This is a genomic window from Isoptericola luteus, assembly GCF_020297055.1.
In the GTDB taxonomy this organism is placed as follows: domain Bacteria; phylum Actinomycetota; class Actinomycetes; order Actinomycetales; family Cellulomonadaceae; genus Isoptericola; species Isoptericola luteus.
On sequence record NZ_JAIXCQ010000001.1, the window covers coordinates 485,694 to 505,520 of the forward strand.

Here is a 19,827-nt window from a genome sequence, read left to right on the forward strand (position 1 = left end):
CTTCACCGGCGCAGCAGGACGACGCCGAGCCACGAGATCGGGGCCAGGCCGACGACGGGGGCGCGGGCGATACCTTCATCGGGTTCCCTCCGGCAGCGGGACCGGGCAGCAGGCGCGGCCGTCACGCGCAGAAGTATGCCGACGGGCACAGTGGCTGGCGCGCGTGTGCCGGACCGATTTTGGAACCGGGCCCGCGTGTCAGGTACTGTAGGCGCGCTCGCAGTTCGGGGGACGTGCGCCCCTGGAATGCCCGAGCACGCCGCCTTAGCTCAGTCGGTAGAGCGATTCACTCGTAATGAATAGGTCATCGGTTCGATTCCGATAGGCGGCTCCAGCACGGAAACCCCTGCTGACCTGGACGAACAGTCCGGAGTCGGCGGGGGCTCTCGCGTCTCTAGCCCAAGAATTCTGGCCGAGCACTGCGGCGTGTCGCGGATGACGATGCAGCAGGCGCTGCGCGGCCCGTGACTAGGCGACACCCTCCCGTCTCGCGGTGCGACTGTGTGATCAGCAAGTTGATGTGCGACGTCAGAGTGCCACCTGGTGCGCGACGGCGGGGGTCTCGCCGTCGGGCAGCTCGATCGCCAGGGTCGTCTCGGCGACGTGCACGGTCACGGTCGCCCCGGCGTGGATTCGCCCGAGGGACGCCTTCTGACCAGCAGCGACGATCACACCGGTGGCCGAGACGCGAACGGGGAACCTCAGCGCACCAGACTCCGTCTACCGTCATAGACGCTCGAGTGTCTACGATAGTTGACTTGATCTCATGGTCCGGGGAAGACGCTCCACCCAGCAGGTGCTGAAGGCGGTGCGCACCAACGCGCGGCGTCTCGGGTACGCCGTCGAGAAGCTGCCCAAGGTAGGCAAGGGCTCGCACACGATCTGGGTGGTCGTGGATCCGGAGGGCAAGGAGATCGGCCGTATCGGCCTCACCGGGCACTCGGGGCAGCAGTCCCAGAAAGTGACTCGATCGAACGAAGAGGCGCTCGAAGGGGTCTTCGGGGAAGGATGGCTCGACAAATGAAGCACAAGGTGACCGTGACCCGCGAGGACAAGTCGTGGGTCGCCGAGGTCGATGGCGTGCTCGGAGGTGCGACGGAGACCCTGCGGCTGGCCGACCTCGAGGAGGAGGTGCGGGACCTGCTGGCTGGACTGCTCGACGCGGACGACGACTCGTTCGACCTGAAGTGGGACCTGTCGGCGGTCCTGGGCCCCGAGGGGCAGGCGATGTGGGAGGCCTACCTGCATGAGCGGGCAGAGCTGGACGAACGTCGACGTCAGTTCGAGGCGGACCGTCTCGCGACAGTCCGCAAGATGGCCGACGCCGGCCTGAGCGTGCGGGACTCCGCAACACTGGTCGAACTGTCATACCAGCGGGTTGCGCAGCTCCTGGGTGCCTGAGTGAGCTGGACGATGACGCTGTGGCCTCTGCTGCGGTAGTGCCTTCGTGCCGCGGTAGTGCCCGCCTGGATCGACCGGAGCGCGGCCGGCACGACCTCGCGGGCGGGGTCGGCCCGGGGCGAGGTGGTCGTCAGAAGACGATCACCTGGCGCACGGCGCGCCCGTCGGCGAGCTCGTCCATGGCGTCGTTGATCTGGTCCAGCCCGATGCGGCGGCTGATGAGCCGCTCCACGGGCAGGCGCCCGTCGCGCCACCACTGCGCGAAGCGCGGGATGTCACGGGCGGGCACGGCGGAGCCCAGGTACGAGCCGATGACGGTGCGCGCCTGCGCCGTGAGCGTCAGGGGCGAGATCTCGGCGCGGGCGGCCGGGTCGGGCAGGCCCACGGTCACGGTGCGCCCGCCGGGCGCGGTGGCCGCGAACGCCGTCTCGAACGCACGGGGGTGCCCCGCGCACTCGAGCACGTGCGTGGCGGTGATGCCCTGCTCGGCCACCTGGGCGGGCGTGTACGCCCGGTCGGCGCCGAGCTCGAGCGCCAGGGCGAGCTTGGCGTCGAGGGTGTCGACGGCGATCACCTCGCCCGCTCCCACGGCGACGGCGGTGAGCAGCGCGGCGACGCCCACGCCGCCGAGGCCCACGACCATCACGCTCTCGCCCGGCGCGGGGGCGACGGCGTTGAGCAGCGCGCCGCCGCCGGTGAGGACGGCGCAGCCGAGCACCGCCGCGACCTCGGGCGGGACGTCGTCGTCCACGGGGACCACGGAGGCGCGGTCCACGACGGCGTGCGTCGCGAAGCCGGAGACGCCCAGGTGGTGGTGCACGGGCTCGCCGTCGCGCACCAGGTGCCGGCTGCCGTGCAGCAGCCGGCCCTCGTTGTTCGCGGCGCTGCCCGGCTCGCACGGGAGGCGACCGTCGGTGGCGCAGCCGGCGCACTCGCCGCAGCGCGGCAGGAACGCCATCACCACGCGCTGCCCGACGGCGAGGTCGGTGACGCCGTCGCCCACGGCCTCGACGCGGCCGGCGGCCTCGTGGCCGAGCAGCATCGGCACGGGCCGCACGCGGTGGCCGTCCACGACCGACAGGTCGGAGTGGCACACCCCCGCGGCCTCGATGCGCACCAGGACCTCCGTGGGCCCCGGCCCGCCGAGCTCGAGCTCCGTGACGCTGATCGGCGTCGTGCTCGCGTAGGGGCGCGGACGCCCGATCTCTTCCAGGACTGCCCCGGTGATGCGCACCGTCGCCACCTCTCGTCGTCGGGTCCGTGGGGACCTGGCTCACGCTAGGTACGGGCCCCGGTGGATACCTACGTCCTGGGGACCACCTGTCGGCCTACCCTGTGTGCGTGGAGCACACAGCGGGCGAGTCGGGCCGGCCACGCGAGGAGCTGCTGCGCGTGCTGCTCGACACGGCGACCGACCTCACGGCGCTGCGCGACGTCGAGGCCCTGCTCCAGGCGATCGTGCGGCGCACCCGCGCCATCGTCGGCGCCGACATGGCATACATCAGCCTCAACGACCCGGCGCGGGGCGACACCTACATCCGCCGCTCGGACGGTGTCGCCACGGCCGCCTACCGCACGCTGCGGATGCCGCTCGGCGCAGGGGTGCTGGGCCAGGTCGCGACGGGGCTCGCGCCGTACCAGACCTCGGAGTACCAGGCCGACCGCACCATCGCGCACGACCCGGAGGTGGACGAGATCGTCCGCGCGGAGGGCGTGCACGCCATCATGGGTGCGCCGCTCACCGTGGCGGGCCGCGTCATCGGCGCGCTGATCGTCGCGGACCGCCGACCGCGCCGGTACGGCCCGGAGGAGGTCGGCGTCGTCGAGTCGATCGCCGCGCAGGCCGCCGTGGCGATCGACAACTCGCTGCGGTTCGAGGAGATCGCGCGGCACGCCGAGCGCCTCGACCGCGAGCAGCGCCGCAGCGCCGCCGAGCTCACGCTCGCCACGCGCGTGCTCGAGCTCGACCGCCGCCTCATGGACGCCGTCATGGTGGCGCCCGACGTTCGCCGGGTGCTCACCCTCGGCGCCGGCGTGCTCGACTGCGACCTGTGGCTGCTCGACCCCGCGGGCGTCGTGCTGGCGGCCTCGGCCGACGCGCGGGCCGACGACCCGCCCCAGCGGCCGGGCACGGCGCTCGCGGTCACGGCCGCCACCGAGCACCTGGGCACGCTCGCCGCTGCGCCGGCGCTCGCGGAGCCGGAGCGGGCGCTGCTGGAGCGGGTCACCGTGCACGCGGCGCTCGCCCTGCTGTTCGCCCGCGCGGAGGAGGACGCCGACCTGCGGGGACAGCACGAGCTGCACGACGACCTGCTCGGCGACACCGGCAGCGTGCCCCGCGAGCGCCTGGAGCGGCGCATGCGTCGATGGGGCCTGCACCCGGACGACGAGCTGTGGTGCGTGGCCGTGGCCACGCCGCCGGCGGACCTGCGTGCCCGGCTCCAGGTGCTGCGTGCGGCGGGTGCGCGGGCGGTGCTGACGGCGCACGAGCAGCACGTGTGCGTCGTGACGGCGGACCCGGCGTGGGAGCAGACGCTGCGCCGCACGGCGGACCGGCACGGCTGGCGGCTGCGCGCCGGGTCGGGCGGGCCGGCCACGCTCGCGGGCCTGGGCGACGCCCACCGCCGGGCCGCGCTCGCGCTCGGCTCCCTCGTCACCCTCGACCGGGACGGGGTCCTCGACGGCGGCGAGCTGGGGATGCTCGGCGCGCTGCTGGGGCTGGCCCGCAGCGGGGAGCTGCCGCCGTCGCTCACGGCGGGCATCGACCCGCTCGTCGCCTACGACGCCGAGCGCTCGGCCGACCTGACCCGCACGGCCTTCTACTACCTGGAGTCCGACGGCAACGTGGCGCGCGTGGCGGAGCTGCTGCACCTGCACCGCAACACGGTCCGCCAGCGGCTGGAGCGCATCGGCGCCCTGCTCGGCCCGGGCTGGGACGTCTCGCCCCGGCGGCTCGACACCCACCTGGCCCTGCGGGTCCGCGACGCGCAGGTGGGTCTGGGGGGCTGAGCCCTCCCCATCGGGCAGTGTGCGGGTGCACACTCCCACGGAGCCGCGGTGGGCGCCGTGACATCGGCCTCAGGCTGCCGGCAGTGGCAGGCTGGGATCATGACCGTCGTTGCTCATGACCGCGTTGCCCAGATCCTGTCCTCCGTCCCCACCGGGCTGCTGATCGACGGCGCGTGGCGCGCGGCGTCCGACGGCGGCACGTTCGCCGTCGAGAACCCGGCCACCGGCGAGGTGCTGGCCCACGTGGCGTCGGGCACCGCCGACGACGCGCGGGCCGCGATGGACGCCGCGGCCGCCGCCCAGGACTCCTGGGCCGCCACCCCGGCGCGCGAGCGCGCCGAGATCCTGCGCCGCGGCTTCGCCCTGGTGCAGGAGCGGCGCGAGGACCTCGCCCTGCTGATGACCCTCGAGATGGGCAAGCCGCTCGCGGAGGCGCGCGGCGAGGTGACGTACGGCGGCGAGTTCCTGCGCTGGTTCGCCGAGCAGGCCACCCACGACGAGGGCCGCTACGCGCACACCCCGGAGGGCACGCTGCGGATGCTGGTCCAGCGCCGGCCCGTGGGCCCGTGCCTGCTCATCACGCCGTGGAACTTCCCGCTGGCGATGGCGACGCGCAAGATCGCGCCCGCGGTCGCGGCGGGCTGCACCATGATCCTCAAGCCGGCGCGCCTCACGCCGCTCACGTCGCTGCTGTTCGCGGAGCTCATGGTGTCGGCGGGGCTGCCGGCCGGCGTGCTCAACGTGGTGCCCTCGGGCTCGGCGTCCGCCGTGAGCGACCCGATCCTCGCGGACCCGCGCCTGCGCAAGCTCTCCTTCACCGGCTCGACGCCGGTGGGCCAGGCGCTCCTGCGGTCGGCCACCGAGAACGTGCTGCGCACCTCGATGGAGCTCGGGGGCAACGCGCCGCTCGTCGTCTTCGAGGACGCCGACCTGGACGCCGCCGTCGACGGCGCCATGGCCGCCAAGCTGCGCAACGGCGGCGAGGCCTGCACGGCCGCCAACCGGTTCTACGTGCACGAGGACGTCGCGGACGAGTTCGTGGCGCGCCTCGCCGAGCGGATGCGCGCCGTGGTGCCCGGCAACGGGCTGGACGACGGCGTCACCCTGGGCCCGCTCGTCGAGGCCAAGGCCGTGGACTCGGTCGCGGAGCTCGTGGCTGACGCCGTCGAGCGCGGCGCGAAGGTCGTCGTCGGGGGCGAGCGCCCGGACGGGCCCGGCCACTTCTACCCGGCCACCCTGCTGCGCGACGTCCCCGCGGACGCCCGCTGCATGCGCGAGGAGATCTTCGGACCCGTCGCCCCCGTGGCGACGTTCCGCACCGAGGACGAGGTCGCCGACCTGGCGAACTCCACCGAGTACGGGCTCGCGTCCTACGTGTTCACGCGCGACGTGCGCCGGGGCCTGCGGTTCGCGGAGCGGCTCGAGTTCGGGCTCCTGGGCCTCAACGTCGGCGTCATCTCCAACGCCGCCGCGCCGTTCGGCGGGATGAAGCAGTCCGGCACCGGCCGCGAGGGCGGGTTCGAGGGCATCGCGGAGTACCAGGAGACGCAGTATGTCGGCATGCCGCTGTAGGCCGCGCGGCACGCTGCAGCAGGCAGGGGTGCCGGGCGGTCGGGCGGACCTGCCCCCTGGCGCGGACGCCCCCGCGTGGGACAGGGTGGCTGGCATGGCGAGCAACGAGGTCAAGTTCAAGATCGACGTCCCCACCGACATGGAGGCGGGCGTCCCGGCGGACTTCGCGTCCCTGTGGCACACGTCGACGTCGTTCGTCATCGACTTCGTGGCCGCCACCAAGCCGCCGCAGCCGGTCACGGACCCCAGCACGGGCGCCGTGACCGGACGCGTCGTGCCCGGGCGGGTCGTCTCGCGGGTGCGCATCCCCCCGCAGCAGGTCTTCGAGCTCGCCCGGGCGCTCACCCAGCAGCTCGACGCCTGGGAGCGCGAGACCGGCAAGAAGAGCGACGGGAACGACTGAGCTTCAGAGCACCCGCTCCGGTCGGGCCAGGATGCCCGGCACCAGCCGGGAGCTGAGCGCCGCCGCACCGCGCACCAGTGCGAACCCGGCGGCGAACACCGCCAGCGCCGTCACGACGGCGATCGGCTGCACGAAGATCGCCATGCCCACGAGCGGGAGCAGCAGCACGACCGCGCACACGGCCGACCCGGCGGACACGATCCACAGCGTCGACATGACGGCGCGCCGCGACGCCTCGCTGAGCACCGCGCGCGGCACCCCGAGCCGGTCGAGGGAGACGTGCACCACGGCGCGGTCCAGCGTCGCCGCGGCCTGGTTGATGCCCACGGAGCACGCCACCATGAGGAACGACCCGGCCACCGTCACCAGGACGCCGGTGGAGACGTCGTGCAGCAGCCACGCCTCCTCGGGGTTCGAGGCGCTGTCGGAGTAGGACGCCATCGCCAGCCCGACCGCGCCGAAGACGCCGACGAAGCTCGTCATCGCGACACCGCTCACCTGGCGCCACGCGGCCTTCGGGTCCTCCAGCACCATCCGCGCGGCCAGCAGCCGCGGCACGGTCTGCGCCTTGCGCGCCTGCCGCCGCGCGCGGAGGCGCACCACCCAGGGCCCGATCGCGTCCAGCGCCAGCAGCACCGCCGCGAAGACGCCGGCGAGCACGGCGATGACCGCGATGATCCCGCCCAGCTCGCCGAACAGGTTCAGCCCCTGGATGAGTCCGATGCCCACCGTGAGCACGCCGACGGCGACGAGCGCGCGCACCCAGTGCGCCGTCCCCGGCCGCTGCCGGGTCCGCACCCCGAGCGGGGTGACGACGACGGCGCGCAGCCCGGCCACGGCGCTCGCGGCCGCGAGCAGCGTCACGACGACGACGGCGAGCGGCAGCCACCACCAGGGCACCCAGACCTGCGCGCCGAGCGCCTCGCCGCGGAACCGCAGCAGGCCGAGCAGGGGAGCGGTGAGCGTGTAGAGCACGGTGCCCACGAGCGCCCCGACGAGCGCGGTGGCCGCGGCCTCGATGACGGTGAGCGCGCGGACGGTGCCCGCCGTCGCGCCCAGCAGCCGCAGCGAGGCGAGGCGCTCGTCGCGACGGCGTGCCGCCAGCCGGGCCGCCGACGCGCCGACCGTGCCCAGGGGCACGAGCAGCAGGACGAGCGCGATGACCGCCAGCGCCTGATAGGTGCTCGCGAGCTCGTCGTCCCAGCGGAAGAACGCCTGCGCACCTCCCGAGACGAGCTCGAGCAGTGCCGTGACGACGGCGAACGCGGCCACGGGCAGCAGCGCTGACATCCGGTCGCCGTCGCGCCGCCGGGTGAACAGCGGCGCCAGGCGGAACGCGGTGGCGACGCCGCCGAGAGGACGGCCGCCGGCCGGCGGGGCGACCGGCGGAGCCGTCGCGGGGGCGCTCATCGGGCGGCCTGCCCGGTCCCGCTCGCCGACGCCGAGGCGGCGGCCGTGTCGGACACGATGCGGCCGTCGCGCAGCACGACGGTCCGCTCGCACCGGCGCGCCACGTCCGCCTCGTGCGTGACGACGACGAGGGTGCGCCCGGCGGCGACCGCGGCGAGGAGCAGGTCGAGCACCTCGTCCGACGTCGCCGAGTCGAGGGCGCCCGTGGGCTCGTCGGCGAAGATCAGGCGGGCGCCGGTGATCTGCGCGCGGGCGATCGCGACCCGCTGCGCCTGACCGCCGGAGAGCTCGCCGAGGCGCCGGTGCTCCAGCCCGGCCAGCCCCAGGTGGATCAGCCACTGGGCGGCCTCCGCCTCCGCCTGCGGGCGCGGCACCCCCGCCAGCATGCGCGCCACCGCCACGTTCTCCAGCGCGGTGAGCTCGTTGAGAAGCAGCCCCTGCTGGAACACGAACCCCAGCTCGTCGCGCCGCAGGCGGGCCCGCGCGTCGTCGTCGAGCGCGGCCACGTCCACCGTGCCGGCGGCACCGGTGAACGCCACCGTGCCCGCGGTGGGGCGCAGGATCCCGGCCAGGCAGTGCAGCAGCGTCGTCTTGCCCGACCCGGACGCCCCCATGACGGCCAGGGACGTGCCAGGCGCGATGTCGAGGTCGACGGCGTCCAGGGCGGGCCGAGGGCTGCCGGGGTAGTGCATCGACAGGCCGCGGGCGGACAGCAGAGGGGTCATGGCGTCCACGATGCCCGCCGTGGGGGCTTCCTGCGTCGGTCCACGAGCGGATCTTGCGTGCCGACGGCATCCGACCAGGGGATGACGGGGGGATGACGGGGCTCCGGGAGGACCCTGGGCGGGACGGCGCTCGCCGCCGTCCCGCCGAGCGCGACGACCACCTGCGGGCGCACGGCGGACGTCTCGGCCCGGATCCACGGCAGGCAGGCGCGCACGTGCGCGACGGCGGGCGTCCTGTGCAGCCGGCGCTTGCCGCGCTCGGGCACCTCGACGTGCCGGAAGTGCTTGACGGCGTTCGTGAGATGCACCATGCCGGGGTCCAGCCCGGCGTCGTGGAGGGTGAGGGCGTCGGCGAGCACGCGGCCCGCGGGCGTCCACGTCGGACCGCTCGGCGCCGTCCGGCACCCAGCGTCCGGCACCCAGCGTCCGGCACCCAGCGTCCGGCACCCAGCGTCCGGCACCCAGCGTCCGGCACCCAGCGTCCGGCACCCAGCGTCCGGCACCGGGGCGGTCGGGGGTGCGGGCCACGGTGCCTCCTCGGGGCGGACGGGCGGGGCTCCGGTCATGATGGCGTGCCGGTCGGTTGCTCGCCCGCATACGGTGATTCCATGACGATCGACTCCCACACCGAGGCCACCGAACCCGTCGACCTGCGCGCACAGCTCGACGCGCGGCGGGCGACCTGTCCCGTCGACCACGACGGCCTCGGCACCTGGACGCTGCTGCGGCACGCCGACGTGGTCGCCGCCGCGACGGACCCGGAGACCTTCTCCAGCGCTGCCGGCTCCCACCGGGCGATCCCCAACTCCCTCGACGGCGCCGAGCACGCCGCGTACCGGGCCGTCGTCGACCGCTACCTCACCGACGAGGCCGTCGCGGCGCAGGAGGAGCAGTGCCGCGCCCACGCGGCCGCGATCGTGGACGCGCTGCCGCGGGGGCGCACCATCAGCGCGATCACCGAGATCGGCACCCCGTTCGCGGTCCGCACCCAGGCCACGTGGCTCGGCTGGCCGGCGGAGCTCGAGGACGCCCTGGTCGCGTGGATGGCGGACAACCACGCCGCGACCCGGTCCGGCGACCGGGCCCGCACGGCCGCCGTCGCCGCCCGGTTCGACGACCTGGTGGGCTCGCAGGTGCGGGCCCGACGCGAGGCGGGCGCCGACGCCCCCGACGACGTCACGACCCGGCTGATGCGCGAGACGGTGTACGGGCGCCCCCTGACCGACGCCGAGGTGGTCTCGATCCTGCGCAACTGGACGGCGGGCGACCTGGGGTCGCTCGCGGCGTCCCTCGGCATCGTGATCCACCGGCTGGCGAACAACCCCGACCGGCAGGACGTGACCCGGGAGCGGGTCGCCCGCGGGGAGCACGCGGCCATCGAGGCCGCGATCGAGGAGGTGCTGCGCATCGACGACCCGTTCGTCGCGAACCGGCGCCGCACCACGCGCGCCGTGCAGGTCGGCGGCCGCACCATCCCGGCGGGGGAGCGCGTCGTCCTGAGCTGGACGTCGGCCAACCGGGACCCGGAGGTCTTCGGGGACCCGGACGCGTTCCGGCCGGAGGAGAACGCCGCCGCGAACCTCGTGTTCGGCGCCGGCCCGCACGTCTGCCCCGGGCGTGCGCTGACGCTCATGGAGCTGCGCGTGGCGGTGGGCGAGCTGCTCGCCCGCACCGAGCGGCTGCTGCCGGCGGACGAGCCGTCGGTGCGCGAGGCCCCGCCTGCCGGGGGCTGGGCGCAGGTGCCCGTCGTGCTGGCCTGAGCGGCGCCGGGCGGCGTCGGGCGGCGTCGGGCGGCGGCTCGGTGCGGGACGCCGCCGGTAGGCTCGGCGGCATGGCATGGAGCTTCGGGCGTCGTCGACCCACCACGTACCTGCTGGGCGAGGCGGTCGACCCGTACCCCGCGCAGGCGCCCGAGGCACGCCGCGGCAAGGTCCGCCGGATCACCGAGATCGGTGAGCCCGTGCTGCACACCCCCGCGGCCGCCGTGGAGCAGTTCTCCACCCCGGAGCTCGCCCGCCTGGTCGACGACATGTTCGCCACGATGGAGAACGCGGAGGGCGTGGGCCTCGCCGCCCCGCAGGTCGGCGTCGGGCTGCGGGTGTTCGTGTACGACCTCACGGACGAGCGCGGGGACCGGCACCTCGGGCACGTCGTGAACCCCCTGCTGGAGATCGACGAGGAGATCGGGAGCGAGTCCGACGACGAGGGCTGCCTCTCCGTGCCCGGCGCCTACGTGCCGCTGGAGCGGGCGCTCGGCGCGAGCGTCCGCGGCGTGGACCAGCACGGCGCCCCCGTGCAGCTCTCCGGCGTCGGGTTCCTGGCCCGCTGCTTCATCCACGAGGCGCAGCACCTCGACGGCACGCTCTACTGGGACCACCTGAGCGACGAGGGCAAGGCGGACGCGCTGCGGCAGCGCGACGAGGAGCGCGCGCACATCCTGGCTGGCCGGCGCGAGCTCGCGATCGAGCTGGACAAGGTGCCCGCCCAGTACCCGGACGCGCCTGCCGGCGGTCGCTGACGCGGCGAGCGCACGGGGCCGTGCCGAGCGCTCGGGGCACGTCGAGCGCACCGGCCGGCTCCGTGGCCGTGGCCGCCGCGAGGCGGCCGAGACGTCAGGGGCGGTCGCCGCGCTGCGCCCGCCAGGCGCCGATGCCTCCGGCGGTGATCGCGCCTACCGCCACCAGCATCCCGACGGCGGACCAGCCCGGCCCGGTGCCGTCCGACGGCGACGGCGCGGCGACGGCCTCGCCGTCCTCGGCGTCGTCGGGGGAGAAGGAGTCGCGCAGCTGCTCGCTCTGGAGCGCGGCCTGCGAGCTGGCCGGGTCCGGGACGGTCGGCGACGGGCTGGGGGACAGGCTCGCGGACGGTGACGCCGACGCGCTGGGCGACGCACTCGGGGAGGCGCTGGGCGACGGGCTGGGCGACGGCGTCGTCGAGGGGGTGGCGGACGGCGACGCCGACGGCTTCGACGTGGCCGTGTCCTCGGGCGTGGGGCTCGGCGTCGCGGCCTTGGTCGGGGTCGGCGTCGGCGTGGGGCTCGGGGAGTCCGAAGGCGCGCCGCCCCCCAAGGGGTGCTCGTCGCACGCGCGGCGCCATCGTCCCTCGGACCACGAGCCGACGCCCGGGACCTTGACCCAGGCCACGCAGTAGCCGTCCGGCATCGCGCTCGCGGCACCGGAGAACGGGACCCAGCCCGCGCCGTCGGGCACCGGCTCGGAGAGCGTGGCCTCGCCCCCGTCGCGGAGGCTGCGCAGCCCGTAGCGGACGTCCCCCTCGGACTCGCCCGCCGGGAACGCCACGCCCCCGGCGCTGACCCACACGGGGGCATAGCGGTCGGTGCTCAGCGGGGGTGCCGCGGCGGCAGCCGGCAGCACGAGGAGCGTGGCGAGTGCGGCGACGACCGCCGCGAGCGCGCTGATGAAGTAACGGGCGGCGGGCACGGTGACCTGGCGAGACCTCTCCGCGTCAGGGCCGGCGACGCCGGCAGGCGCGACACATCGTAGGGCAACCGGAACCGCTGCGGGTGCGGCTTGTCTCAGGGCGACGGGTGACTTTGCGGCGAACCCCGCACCCAGGCCGCCACCGCGGCGGCGACGTCGGCGTCGCGGCCCTTGACGTCGTGCGCGCCGGGCAGCGTCACCCGGGTCACCGGGCCGGGGATCGCCGCGGTGTGGGCGGCCAGCTCCTCCGGGGTGCCGAAGGGGTCGCGGTCGCCCGAGACGAACAGCACCGGGAGGTCGAGGCTTCCCAGGTGCTCGACGCGCAGCCGGTCGGGCCGGCCCGGCGGGTGCAGCGGATAGCTGAGCAGCACGAGCCCGGCGGCCGGCAGCCCTTCGGCGACGGCCATCGAGCACATCCGGCCGCCGTACGACCGGCCGCCCAGCAGCAGCCTGTCGGTGGTGGTGCCGAGCTCGGCGGCGAACCGGCGCGCGGCGTCGCGCAGGTGCGCGATCGCCACCGGCGGCCGGTCGGGCACCCTCTTGCCCGCGAGCCGGTAGGGGAAGTCGACGCGCGCGACCGGCACCGGCTCCGGCAGCTCGCCCAGCGCCCGCTCGACGGCGAGCAGGCCGTGGTGGTCGCGGCCCGCTCCCGCGCCGGGGGTGAGCAGCAGGCCGGCGGGGTCCTGCGGGTACGGCGACGTCATGCCCCCAGTGTGCCGGGCCCGCCGCGGGCGTGTCGCACGCCGCCGGTACCGTCCGCACATGAGCCACGTCGAGCCCGGCAGCGCCGCGGGCGGCCCCCCGGACATCACCCCCGGCAGCATCGTCCGGGACGAGGACTGGTACGGCCGCGACCTGTCGGGCCGCACGTTGGAGCGGGTCGAGCTCGTCGACGTGGACCTCACCGAGGCGCACGCCGTGGGGGCGACGTTCGAGGGCTGCACGTTTCGCGGGGTGCGGTTCAACGCCTCGGTGTGGACGGAGTGCGCGTTCACCGCGTGCCGGTTCGGCCGTGCGAACTTCTTCGACGCGCGCCTCGAGCGGTGCAAGCTCGTGGGGTCGACGTTCGACGACTGCACGTTCGACCTGCTCCACGTGGAGCGGGGCGACTGGTCGTTCGTCACCCTGCGCCGCGCCGACCTGTCGGGCGCGACCGTCGAGGGGGCGCGGATGCGCGAGGTGGACCTCGAGCAGGCGCGGCTGGAGGGCGCGACCGTCGTCGGGGTCGACCTCTCGGGCGCGGTGCTGGACGGCGCGGACCTGCGCCGCGCGACGCTTCGCGGCACCGACCTGAGCGCCCTCGACCCGCGGTCCGTGCGGCTGGAGGGCGCGGTGCTGGACGCCGCGCAGGCGGTCACCCTGGTGGAGAACCTGGGAGCGGTCGTCACGGGCTGACGCCGCCCCGCGTCCCGTCCGTGGCGCCGGTGCACGCGTCCCGGTCGGGCCCGGCGATCGAGGAGCGCGCGAGACGGACGCGGCCGTCCATCTTGTTTACATCGTTTACCCTCGGGGTGGGCGTCGACGTGCGACGCCCGCCGGCCCCGTGCAGGAACCCGGAGGAGAACGATGACGACCCAGGACGACACAGACGTGGACGCGATCAACCCGATCGTGCTGCAGCGTGCAGACCCGTGCGTGCTCAGGCACGACGGCGCGTACTACTTCACCGGCTCGCACCCGGCCTACGACCGGATCGTGCTGCGCCGGGCGGAGCGCCTCGAGGACCTGCAGGCCGCGGACGAGGTGACGATCTGGCGTCGGCACGACGACGGGCCGCAGTCCCACCTGATCTGGGCCCCCGAGCTCCACCGCCTGGACGACGCCTGGTACGTCTACTACGCCGCCGCCCCCGACGAGGCCGTCACGGCCCCCGGACCCGGGGCCGACGACACGTTCGACCACCGGGTCTACGTCATCGAGAACACCGCGGACGACCCGTTCACGGGCCAGTGGGTCGAGCGTGGCCAGGTGGACACCGGCTGGGAGTCGTTCGCCCTCGACGCGACGAGCTTCGTGGCAGGGGGCGAGCAGTACCTCGTCTGGGCGCAGCAGCACGCGGACGTCAAGGGGCACTCCAACCTCTACATCGCGCGGATGGCGAACCCGTGGACGCTCGCCACGGCGGCCGTCGAGCTCTCCCGGCCGGAATTCGACTGGGAGACGAAGGGCTTCTGGGTCAACGAGGGGCCGGCGGTGCTGGTACGCGGTGGGCGCGTCTTCCTCACGTACTCCGGCGCGGCCACCGGCATCGACTACGCCATGGGGCTGCTCACCGCCGACGCCGGCGCCGACCTGCTGGACCCGGCGTCGTGGACCAAGAGCGCCGAGCCGGTGTTCGTGAGCGATCCGGCCGCCGGCCAGTACGGCCCGGGCCACAACTCGTTCACCCAGACCCCGGACGGCGACGTCGTCCTCGTCTACCACGCCCGCACCACCACCGAGATCTCCGGCGACCCGCTGTGGGACCCGAACCGGCACGCGCGGGCACAGCTGCTGCCCTTCGACGCCGACGGCGAGCCCGTGTGGGGCACGCCCGTGCCCGATACGCGGCCCACGCCGACGTCGGTCGACGTCCTCTAGCGACCGGTGACGTCGTGATCTCTTCGCGTCCGGGGCCGAGAAGGGAAGAGATCACGACGTCACCGGTTCCGGTGGAGACCGCGCAGGCCCGGTGCGATGGTGGGCGCATGACCGCACCGCTGCCCGTCCGCGCGCTCGCACTGGGCCTGGCCGCGGGCGCGCGCGCCACCCTCGGCCCCGCCGCGCCGATCCTCGGCCCGGTGCCGCGGTGCGCGCCCGGCCGGTCCGCCGCGGCCGCCCACCGTCCCTCCGCCGCCGTGCGGGCCGTCGCGGTCCTGGCCGTCGTCGGCGAGCTCGTGGGCGACACGCTGCCCACCACCCCCAGCCGGCTGGAGCACCACGGCCCCGAGGGGCGCGCCGTCAGCGGCGCCGTGGGCGGCGTGCTCCTCGCCCGGCGCCGGGGGGCCCCGGTGCCCGACACCCTGGTCGCCGCGGCCGCCGGGGCGCTCGCCGGACTGGCCGGCACCGGCCTGGGAGCGGCGTGGCGGTCCGCCGTCGCGAGACGCGGGTGGCCGGACCTGCCCGCGGCACTGGCAGAGGACGCCGTCGCCCTCGCTCTCGCGGCGTGGGCCACGCGCGCCTGAGCACGCGAACCGCCGCGGGCGCCTCTGGACCCGCCCGCGCCTCGAGGCGGCGCGGCATCCCGTGCCGGAGCCCGGGGGAGCACCACGAGACCGGCGTTGAGGGCATGATCAGGGCATGAGATACGCAGAGCACATCTCCGAGCTCGTCGGGAACACCCCCCTCGTCAAGCTGTCCCGTGTCACCGAAGGCCTGAGCGCGACCATCCTCGCCAAGGTCGAGTACGTGAACCCCGGCGGCTCCGTCAAGGACCGCATCGCCCTCAAGCTGATCGAGGCCGCCGAGGAGTCGGGCGAGCTGCGGCCCGGCGGCACCATCGTCGAGCCGACGTCCGGCAACACGGGCGTGGGCCTCGCGCTCGTCGCGCAGCGCAAGGGCTACGAGTGCGTGTTCGTGTGCCCCGACAAGGTGAGCGAGGACAAGCGGGACGTGCTGCGCGCGTACGGAGCACGCGTCGTCGTGACGCCCACCGCCGTCGCCCCGGACGACCCCGACTCCTACTACTCCGTCTCCGACCGGCTCGTCACCGAGATCCCCGGCGCCTGGAAGCCGAACCAGTACGCCAACCAGAACGGCCCGCTGTCGCACTACGAGTCGACGGGCCCCGAGGTGTGGGAGGACACCGACGGACGGGTGACGCACTTCGTCGCCGGCGTCGGCACGGGCGGCACGATCACGGGGACGGGCCGGTATCTCAAGGAGGTCTCGGCGGACCGTGACGCCACCGTCGGCGGTCGCGTGCGCGTCGTGGGCGCCGACCCGGCCGGGTCCGTCTACTCCGGCGGCGACGGCCGCCCGTACCTCGTCGAGGGCGTCGGGGAGGACTTCTGGCCCGGCGCCTACGACCCGACGGTGCCGGACGAGGTCATCCCCGTCACCGACACCGACTCGTTCGCGATGACGCGCCGCCTCGCCCGCGAGGAGGGCCTGCTGGTGGGCGGCTCCTGCGGCATGGCCGTCGAGGCCGCGCTGCGGCTCGCCCGCCGGCTCGAGGAGGAGGACCCCGCCGCGGCGGCGCGCGCGGTGATCGTCGTCCTGCTGCCCGACGGCGGCCGGGGTTACCTGTCGAAGATCTTCTCCGACTCCTGGATGCGGTCATACGGGTTCCTGCCCGACGAGGAGGGCGTCACCGCCGGCGACGTCCTGCGCGCCAAGGACGGGCACCTGCCCGACCTCGTGCACACCCACCCGGCCGAGACCGTCCGCGACGCGATCGAGATCCTGCGCGAGTACGGCGTCTCGCAGATGCCGGTCGTCGGGGCCGAGCCGCCCGTGAAGATCGGGGAGGTGGCCGGCTCCGTCACCGAGCGGGCGCTGCTCGACGCCGTGTTCTCCGGCCGCGCCTCCCTCGCCGACCGCGTGGACGCGCACATGGGTGCCAAGCTCCCGCTGATCGGGTCCGGCGAGGGCGTCGAGGCGGTGCGCGCCGCGCTGCACGACGCCGACGCGCTGCTCGTCGTCGAGGGCGGCGACCCCGTCGGCGTCCTCACCCGCCATGACCTGCTGGGGTTCGTGGCGGCCCGCTGACGTCCCCGCGGGGCGCACGTACGCTGGAGCCGTGAGCACCCCGAGCAGCGAGCACCCCGACTGGACCACCACCGGCTTCTCCACCCGCGCCATCCATGCGGGGCAGGACCCGGACGCGACGACGGGCGCCGTCGTCCCGCCGATCTACCAGGTCTCCACGTACAAGCAGGACGGCGTGGGAGGCCTGCGCGGCGGGTACGAGTACTCGCGCTCGGCCAACCCGACGCGGACCGCGCTCGAGGAGGCGCTCGCCGCCGCGGAGTCGGGCGGGCTCGCCGCCACCGGCGACGGCGGGCCCGCCGCGCGCGGGTACGCGTTCTCCTCCGGGCTCGCCGCGGAGGACACGCTCCTGCGCGCGGTGCTGCGCCCGGGCGACCACGTGATCGTGCCCGACGACGCGTACGGCGGCACGTACCGCCTCGTCGCCCGGGTGTTCGGCCCCTGGGGGATCGAGCACACGCCCGTCGACCTCGCCGACGTCGACGCCGTCCGCGCGGCCGTGCGGCCCGAGACGAAGGTGGTGTGGGTCGAGACCCCGACCAACCCGCTGCTCGGGATCAGCGACATCACCGCGCTCGCCGGCGTCGCGCACGACGCCGGCGCGCTGCTCGTCGTGGACAACACGTTCGCGACGCCGTACCTGCAGCAGCCGCTCGCGCTGGGGGCCGACGTCGTCGTGCACTCCACCACCAAGTACATCGGCGGGCACAGCGACGTCGTCGGCGGCGCCCTCGTCGTCGCGACCGCTGCCCAGCTCCCCGGCGGGCTCGCCTCGCCCGCGGGCGGCACGGACGTCGCGGGCGCGGTGGGCTTCCACCAGAACTCGTCGGGCGCCGTCGCCGGGCCGTTCGACGCGTGGCTCACGCTGCGCGGGCTCAAGACCCTCGCCGTGCGCATGGACCGGCACCAGGCCAACGCCGCCGCCGTCGCGGAGTTCCTCGTCGCGCACCCCGCGGTGACCGAGGTGATCTACCCCGGCCTGACGTCCCACCCGGGCCACGAGCTCGCCGCGCGCCAGATGAGCGGGTTCGGCGGCATGGTGTCCTTCCGGACGGGCAGCGAGGCGACCGCGCTCGACGTGGTCGCGCGGACCCAGGTCTTCACGCTCGCGGAGTCGCTGGGCGGGGTCGAGTCGCTCATCGAGCACCCCGGCCGCATGACGCACGGCTCGGTCGCGGGGACGTCGCTCGAGGTGCCCGAGGACCTCGTCCGCGTCTCGGTCGGCATCGAGGACGCCGAGGACCTCGTCGCGGACCTCGCGCGCGCCCTCGCCTAGTCGAACCGGCCCCGCTGCACTGGCCCAGCCGTGCCGGCCGCCGCCGTCGTGCGGGGGGATCAGCCCCGCACGACGGTGACCGGGCAGGGGGAGTAGTCGAGCACCTGGCGGCTCACCGAGCCCAGCAGCAGGCGGTCGAACCCGCCCAGGCCCCGGGCGCCCACCACGAGCCGGTCGGCCGCCCCGGCGGAGGCCACGAGCACCTTGGCCGCCTGGCCGTGCGCGACCGTGCGCACCAGCCGGTCGACCGGGAACGTCACGCCGGCCTTGCGGACGGCCGCGTCCAGCGCCTCGCGGGCGAACCGCTCGTAGTCGTCGATGGGCGGCGCCCAGCCCCACGACCCCGGGAGCGGCGCGAGCGTGGTGATCTGCCAGGCGAAGACGGCCTCGAGCTCGGCGTCGCGCCGGACGGCGACCTCCGCGGCGTGCCGCAGCGCGGCGATGCTGGGCTCGGAGGTGTCCACGCCGACGACGACGCGCTTCGGTCGCTCGGCGGGGCGCGGCGCGTCGTCGCGGGTGATCGTCCCGTCCTCCGGGTCCGCGGGGTCGCCGTGCCGCACCACCGTCACCGGCATGCGCGCGTGCTCGGCGACGGTCGTGGAGACCGAGCCCAGCACCCGGCGACCGAGCCGCCCCCGCCGCCGACGGCCCAGCACGAGCATGTCGGCGTCGTCCGCCGCCGCCAGGAGGGCGTCCGCCGCAGGGCCCGAGGCGAGGTGGACGGTGGCCTCGGCCGCGCTGCCGGTCCGTGCGCGCGACCGGTCGAGCATGTCGGTCACGAGGTCGTGGTCGCCCTGGGCCTCGTCGCTCGCCGCGCCGTCCCGGGTGACGTACACCGCGGTGAGCGGGACCTGGCGGCTGGCCGCCTCCGGCATCGCCCAGTCGAGCGCCTCGTCGGACTCGACCGAACCGTTGACCCCGACCACGATGCCGCGCATGCCGCCTGCCTCTCGTCATGAGGTCGGCCACGGGCCACCCGCCCCGCCGACCTCGTCCTCGTCCTCGCTGCAGGATATGCCGGGGCCGACCCTCCGGGCTCACCGGCTCGAGGTCACCGGGCCGGCGGCCGTCGGGAGCGGCTCAGCGCCCGCCGGGGAACGGAGGCACCGGCGGGCCGGGCGGCTCCGGGTCGGTGCCCCGGCCGTCGCGCCGGTCCTGCCCCCCGATCAGGTCGGCCACGGGCCGGGTGACGACGTCGACCTGCCCCAGGAGGTCCGCGGGGCCGGTGACGACGAGGGCGCGGTCGGCCGCGACGACGTACACGGCACGGGTGCCGCGGGCGGTCACCTCCACGCTCGGCACGGGCTCGCCGTCGACGTCGAACGTCGCGGTGCGCAGCGGTGCCTCGTCGACCTCGGCGACCAGGGCGCGCATCGCGCTGCGATAGTCCTCGTAGGAGTCGGCGAAGTCCGGCACGGCGGCGTCGGCCGCCCCTGGCCGCCGGGGCGGGGCGTCCGGCTCGACGGGGGCGGCGATGTCCGCGTGCAGCGGCGCCGCCAGCGCACCGGAGCACGCGGCCCGCACCACGTCCTCGACGTCCTCGTCCTGCGCGGCCGCGCGGAGGGTCTCGACCTCGAGCGCCTCGCCGGTGAAGCACCGGTAGGCGCGCACGAAGCGCTCGCACGTCGGGTCGTCCTCGTCGCCCGGCCCGGTCAGGGACTCGTCCTCGAGGTCCAACCCCCAGGTGAGCGGGTCGGTGACCTCACCGACGACGCCGGAGAACCGGGCGATGCGGTCGTCGTCGCCCGCCCACGAGAGCCGGCCGGGGGGAGCGGTCCCGTCCCCCGGAGCTCCGCCGTCCTGCCGATCGATGCCGTCCATGGGGACCCCCTGTGTCGCGAAGCCGTGTGGCGCGGTGCGAGCCGACCTCCTGCTCCCGAGCCTGGACGCCGTGCGCGCGGG

The 19,827-nt window shown here is 75.3% G+C and carries 21 protein-coding genes and 1 tRNA gene; 13 read left to right on the forward strand and 9 right to left on the reverse strand.

Annotated elements, in window-relative coordinates; genetic code table 11:
- Positions 1-258: 258 nt before the first annotated feature.
- Positions 259-334 (forward strand) — tRNA-Thr (locus LEP48_RS02335).
- A gap of 194 nt (positions 335-528) precedes the next feature.
- On the opposite strand, the gene LEP48_RS02340 is transcribed toward LEP48_RS02335, so the two are convergent.
- The gene (locus LEP48_RS02340; protein ID WP_225563899.1) at positions 529-672 is read right to left on the reverse strand and encodes a hypothetical protein; all 144 of its coding nucleotides are present in this window, start codon (positions 670-672) and stop codon (positions 529-531) included.
- A gap of 94 nt (positions 673-766) precedes the next feature.
- On the opposite strand from LEP48_RS02340, the gene LEP48_RS02345 reads away from it, so the two are divergent.
- On the forward strand, positions 767-1,024 hold the full coding sequence (locus tag LEP48_RS02345; RefSeq protein WP_225563900.1) for a hypothetical protein: 258 nt from the start codon (positions 767-769) through the stop codon (positions 1,022-1,024).
- Positions 1,021-1,401, forward strand: a complete 381-nt coding sequence (locus LEP48_RS02350; RefSeq protein ID WP_225563901.1) for a hypothetical protein — start codon at positions 1,021-1,023, stop codon at positions 1,399-1,401. The genes LEP48_RS02345 and LEP48_RS02350 overlap by 4 nt, the downstream gene beginning before the upstream one ends.
- Before the next feature lie 130 nt (positions 1,402-1,531).
- Here LEP48_RS02350 and LEP48_RS02355 read toward each other — a convergent pair whose 3' ends face one another.
- Positions 1,532-2,635, reverse strand: a complete 1,104-nt coding sequence (locus LEP48_RS02355; RefSeq protein ID WP_225563902.1) for an alcohol dehydrogenase catalytic domain-containing protein — start codon at positions 2,633-2,635, stop codon at positions 1,532-1,534.
- 107 nt (positions 2,636-2,742) lie between these two features.
- Here LEP48_RS02355 and LEP48_RS02360 point away from each other — a divergent pair, with 107 nt between their 5' ends.
- The 3 genes from LEP48_RS02360 (at position 2,743) to LEP48_RS02370 (ending at position 6,385) form a co-directional block, all read left to right on the forward strand.
- On the forward strand, positions 2,743-4,410 hold the full coding sequence (locus LEP48_RS02360; RefSeq protein WP_225563903.1) for a helix-turn-helix domain-containing protein: 1,668 nt from the start codon (positions 2,743-2,745) through the stop codon (positions 4,408-4,410).
- A 99-nt stretch (positions 4,411-4,509) separates the two neighbouring features.
- Positions 4,510-5,982: an NAD-dependent succinate-semialdehyde dehydrogenase gene (locus LEP48_RS02365; RefSeq protein ID WP_225563904.1), complete on the forward strand. Its 1,473-nt coding sequence runs from the start codon at positions 4,510-4,512 to the stop codon at positions 5,980-5,982.
- 94 nt (positions 5,983-6,076) lie between these two features.
- Positions 6,077-6,385 carry a DUF3467 domain-containing protein gene (locus tag LEP48_RS02370; RefSeq protein ID WP_225563905.1) on the forward strand — a complete coding sequence of 103 codons (309 nt, stop codon included), beginning with the start codon at positions 6,077-6,079 and terminating at the stop codon, positions 6,383-6,385.
- Positions 6,386-6,388: 3 nt separating this feature from the next.
- On the opposite strand, the gene LEP48_RS02375 is transcribed toward LEP48_RS02370, so the two are convergent.
- Genes LEP48_RS02375 through LEP48_RS02385 form a run of 3 tightly spaced genes read right to left on the reverse strand, consistent with a single transcriptional unit; the run spans position 6,389 to position 8,939 of the window.
- Positions 6,389-7,795, reverse strand: coding sequence for an FtsX-like permease family protein (locus LEP48_RS02375; protein ID WP_225563907.1), 1,407 nt, complete (start codon positions 7,793-7,795; stop codon positions 6,389-6,391).
- Positions 7,792-8,520, reverse strand: coding sequence for an ABC transporter ATP-binding protein (locus LEP48_RS02380; RefSeq protein ID WP_225563908.1), 729 nt, complete (start codon positions 8,518-8,520; stop codon positions 7,792-7,794). The genes LEP48_RS02375 and LEP48_RS02380 overlap by 4 nt, the downstream gene beginning before the upstream one ends.
- Positions 8,517-8,939 carry a uracil-DNA glycosylase family protein gene (locus LEP48_RS02385; RefSeq protein ID WP_225563909.1) on the reverse strand — a complete coding sequence of 141 codons (423 nt, stop codon included), beginning with the start codon at positions 8,937-8,939 and terminating at the stop codon, positions 8,517-8,519. The genes LEP48_RS02380 and LEP48_RS02385 overlap by 4 nt, the downstream gene beginning before the upstream one ends.
- A 189-nt stretch (positions 8,940-9,128) precedes the next feature.
- On the opposite strand from LEP48_RS02385, the gene LEP48_RS02390 reads away from it, so the two are divergent.
- Together LEP48_RS02390 and def are read left to right on the forward strand one after the other, a co-directional pair.
- Positions 9,129-10,280, forward strand: a complete 1,152-nt coding sequence (locus tag LEP48_RS02390) for a cytochrome P450 (protein WP_225563910.1) — start codon at positions 9,129-9,131, stop codon at positions 10,278-10,280.
- Between the two features lie 71 nt (positions 10,281-10,351).
- Positions 10,352-11,038 carry a peptide deformylase gene (gene def / locus LEP48_RS02395; protein WP_225563912.1) on the forward strand — a complete coding sequence of 229 codons (687 nt, stop codon included), beginning with the start codon at positions 10,352-10,354 and terminating at the stop codon, positions 11,036-11,038.
- 94 nt (positions 11,039-11,132) lie between these two features.
- On the opposite strand, the gene LEP48_RS02400 is transcribed toward def, so the two are convergent.
- A complete protein-coding gene (locus LEP48_RS02400) occupies positions 11,133-11,960 on the reverse strand; it encodes a hypothetical protein (RefSeq protein ID WP_225563913.1) in 828 nt (275 codons plus the stop codon).
- A gap of 95 nt (positions 11,961-12,055) precedes the next feature.
- The gene (locus LEP48_RS02405; protein ID WP_225563914.1) at positions 12,056-12,664 is read right to left on the reverse strand and encodes an alpha/beta hydrolase family protein; all 609 of its coding nucleotides are present in this window, start codon (positions 12,662-12,664) and stop codon (positions 12,056-12,058) included.
- A gap of 58 nt (positions 12,665-12,722) precedes the next feature.
- Between LEP48_RS02405 and LEP48_RS02410 the strand changes: the two genes are divergently transcribed.
- The 5 genes from LEP48_RS02410 (at position 12,723) to LEP48_RS02430 (ending at position 17,925) form a co-directional block, all read left to right on the forward strand.
- Positions 12,723-13,355 (forward strand): pentapeptide repeat-containing protein, encoded by a 633-nt coding sequence (locus tag LEP48_RS02410; RefSeq protein ID WP_225563915.1) that lies wholly within the window; start codon positions 12,723-12,725, stop codon positions 13,353-13,355.
- A 171-nt stretch (positions 13,356-13,526) separates the two neighbouring features.
- Complete coding sequence (locus tag LEP48_RS02415) at positions 13,527-14,540, forward strand: glycoside hydrolase family 43 protein (RefSeq protein WP_225563916.1); 1,014 nt, start codon at positions 13,527-13,529, stop codon at positions 14,538-14,540.
- Between the two features lie 107 nt (positions 14,541-14,647).
- Positions 14,648-15,124: a hypothetical protein gene (locus tag LEP48_RS02420; RefSeq protein ID WP_225563917.1), complete on the forward strand. Its 477-nt coding sequence runs from the start codon at positions 14,648-14,650 to the stop codon at positions 15,122-15,124.
- 115 nt (positions 15,125-15,239) lie between these two features.
- Positions 15,240-16,649, forward strand: a complete 1,410-nt coding sequence (locus tag LEP48_RS02425; RefSeq protein ID WP_225563918.1) for a cystathionine beta-synthase — start codon at positions 15,240-15,242, stop codon at positions 16,647-16,649.
- 31 nt (positions 16,650-16,680) lie between these two features.
- A complete protein-coding gene (locus LEP48_RS02430; RefSeq protein ID WP_225563919.1) occupies positions 16,681-17,925 on the forward strand; it encodes a cystathionine gamma-synthase in 1,245 nt (414 codons plus the stop codon).
- 59 nt (positions 17,926-17,984) lie between these two features.
- Here the strand turns inward: LEP48_RS02430 and LEP48_RS02435 are convergent, their stop codons facing one another.
- Positions 17,985-18,863, reverse strand: coding sequence for a universal stress protein (locus LEP48_RS02435; protein ID WP_225563921.1), 879 nt, complete (start codon positions 18,861-18,863; stop codon positions 17,985-17,987).
- 142 nt (positions 18,864-19,005) lie between these two features.
- Complete coding sequence (locus tag LEP48_RS02440) at positions 19,006-19,746, reverse strand: hypothetical protein (protein ID WP_225563922.1); 741 nt, start codon at positions 19,744-19,746, stop codon at positions 19,006-19,008.
- Positions 19,747-19,827: the final 81 nt, after the last annotated feature.

What these genes read in the sequence shown, in the direction of transcription:
- LEP48_RS02370 (WP_225563905.1), top strand. Translation starts at nt 6,077, where the DNA reads ATGGCGAGCAACGAGGTCAAGTTCAAGATCGACGTCCCCACCGACATG.
- LEP48_RS02390 (WP_225563910.1), top strand. Translation starts at nt 9,129, where the DNA reads ATGACGATCGACTCCCACACCGAGGCCACCGAACCCGTCGACCTGCGC.
- LEP48_RS02420 (WP_225563917.1), top strand. Translation starts at nt 14,648, where the DNA reads ATGACCGCACCGCTGCCCGTCCGCGCGCTCGCACTGGGCCTGGCCGCG.
- LEP48_RS02375 (WP_225563907.1), bottom strand. Translation starts at nt 7,795, where the DNA reads ATGAGCGCCCCCGCGACGGCTCCGCCGGTCGCCCCGCCGGCCGGCGGC.
- LEP48_RS02440 (WP_225563922.1), bottom strand. Translation starts at nt 19,746, where the DNA reads ATGGACGGCATCGATCGGCAGGACGGCGGAGCTCCGGGGGACGGGACC.
- LEP48_RS02435 (WP_225563921.1), bottom strand. Translation starts at nt 18,863, where the DNA reads ATGCGCGGCATCGTGGTCGGGGTCAACGGTTCGGTCGAGTCCGACGAG.
- LEP48_RS02380 (WP_225563908.1), bottom strand. Translation starts at nt 8,520, where the DNA reads ATGACCCCTCTGCTGTCCGCCCGCGGCCTGTCGATGCACTACCCCGGC.
- LEP48_RS02365 (WP_225563904.1), top strand. Translation starts at nt 4,510, where the DNA reads ATGACCGTCGTTGCTCATGACCGCGTTGCCCAGATCCTGTCCTCCGTC.
- def (WP_225563912.1), top strand. Translation starts at nt 10,352, where the DNA reads ATGGCATGGAGCTTCGGGCGTCGTCGACCCACCACGTACCTGCTGGGC.
- LEP48_RS02415 (WP_225563916.1), top strand. Translation starts at nt 13,527, where the DNA reads ATGACGACCCAGGACGACACAGACGTGGACGCGATCAACCCGATCGTG.
- LEP48_RS02425 (WP_225563918.1), top strand. Translation starts at nt 15,240, where the DNA reads ATGAGATACGCAGAGCACATCTCCGAGCTCGTCGGGAACACCCCCCTC.
- LEP48_RS02345 (WP_225563900.1), top strand. Translation starts at nt 767, where the DNA reads ATGGTCCGGGGAAGACGCTCCACCCAGCAGGTGCTGAAGGCGGTGCGC.
- LEP48_RS02350 (WP_225563901.1), top strand. Translation starts at nt 1,021, where the DNA reads ATGAAGCACAAGGTGACCGTGACCCGCGAGGACAAGTCGTGGGTCGCC.
- LEP48_RS02410 (WP_225563915.1), top strand. Translation starts at nt 12,723, where the DNA reads ATGAGCCACGTCGAGCCCGGCAGCGCCGCGGGCGGCCCCCCGGACATC.
- LEP48_RS02405 (WP_225563914.1), bottom strand. Translation starts at nt 12,664, where the DNA reads ATGACGTCGCCGTACCCGCAGGACCCCGCCGGCCTGCTGCTCACCCCC.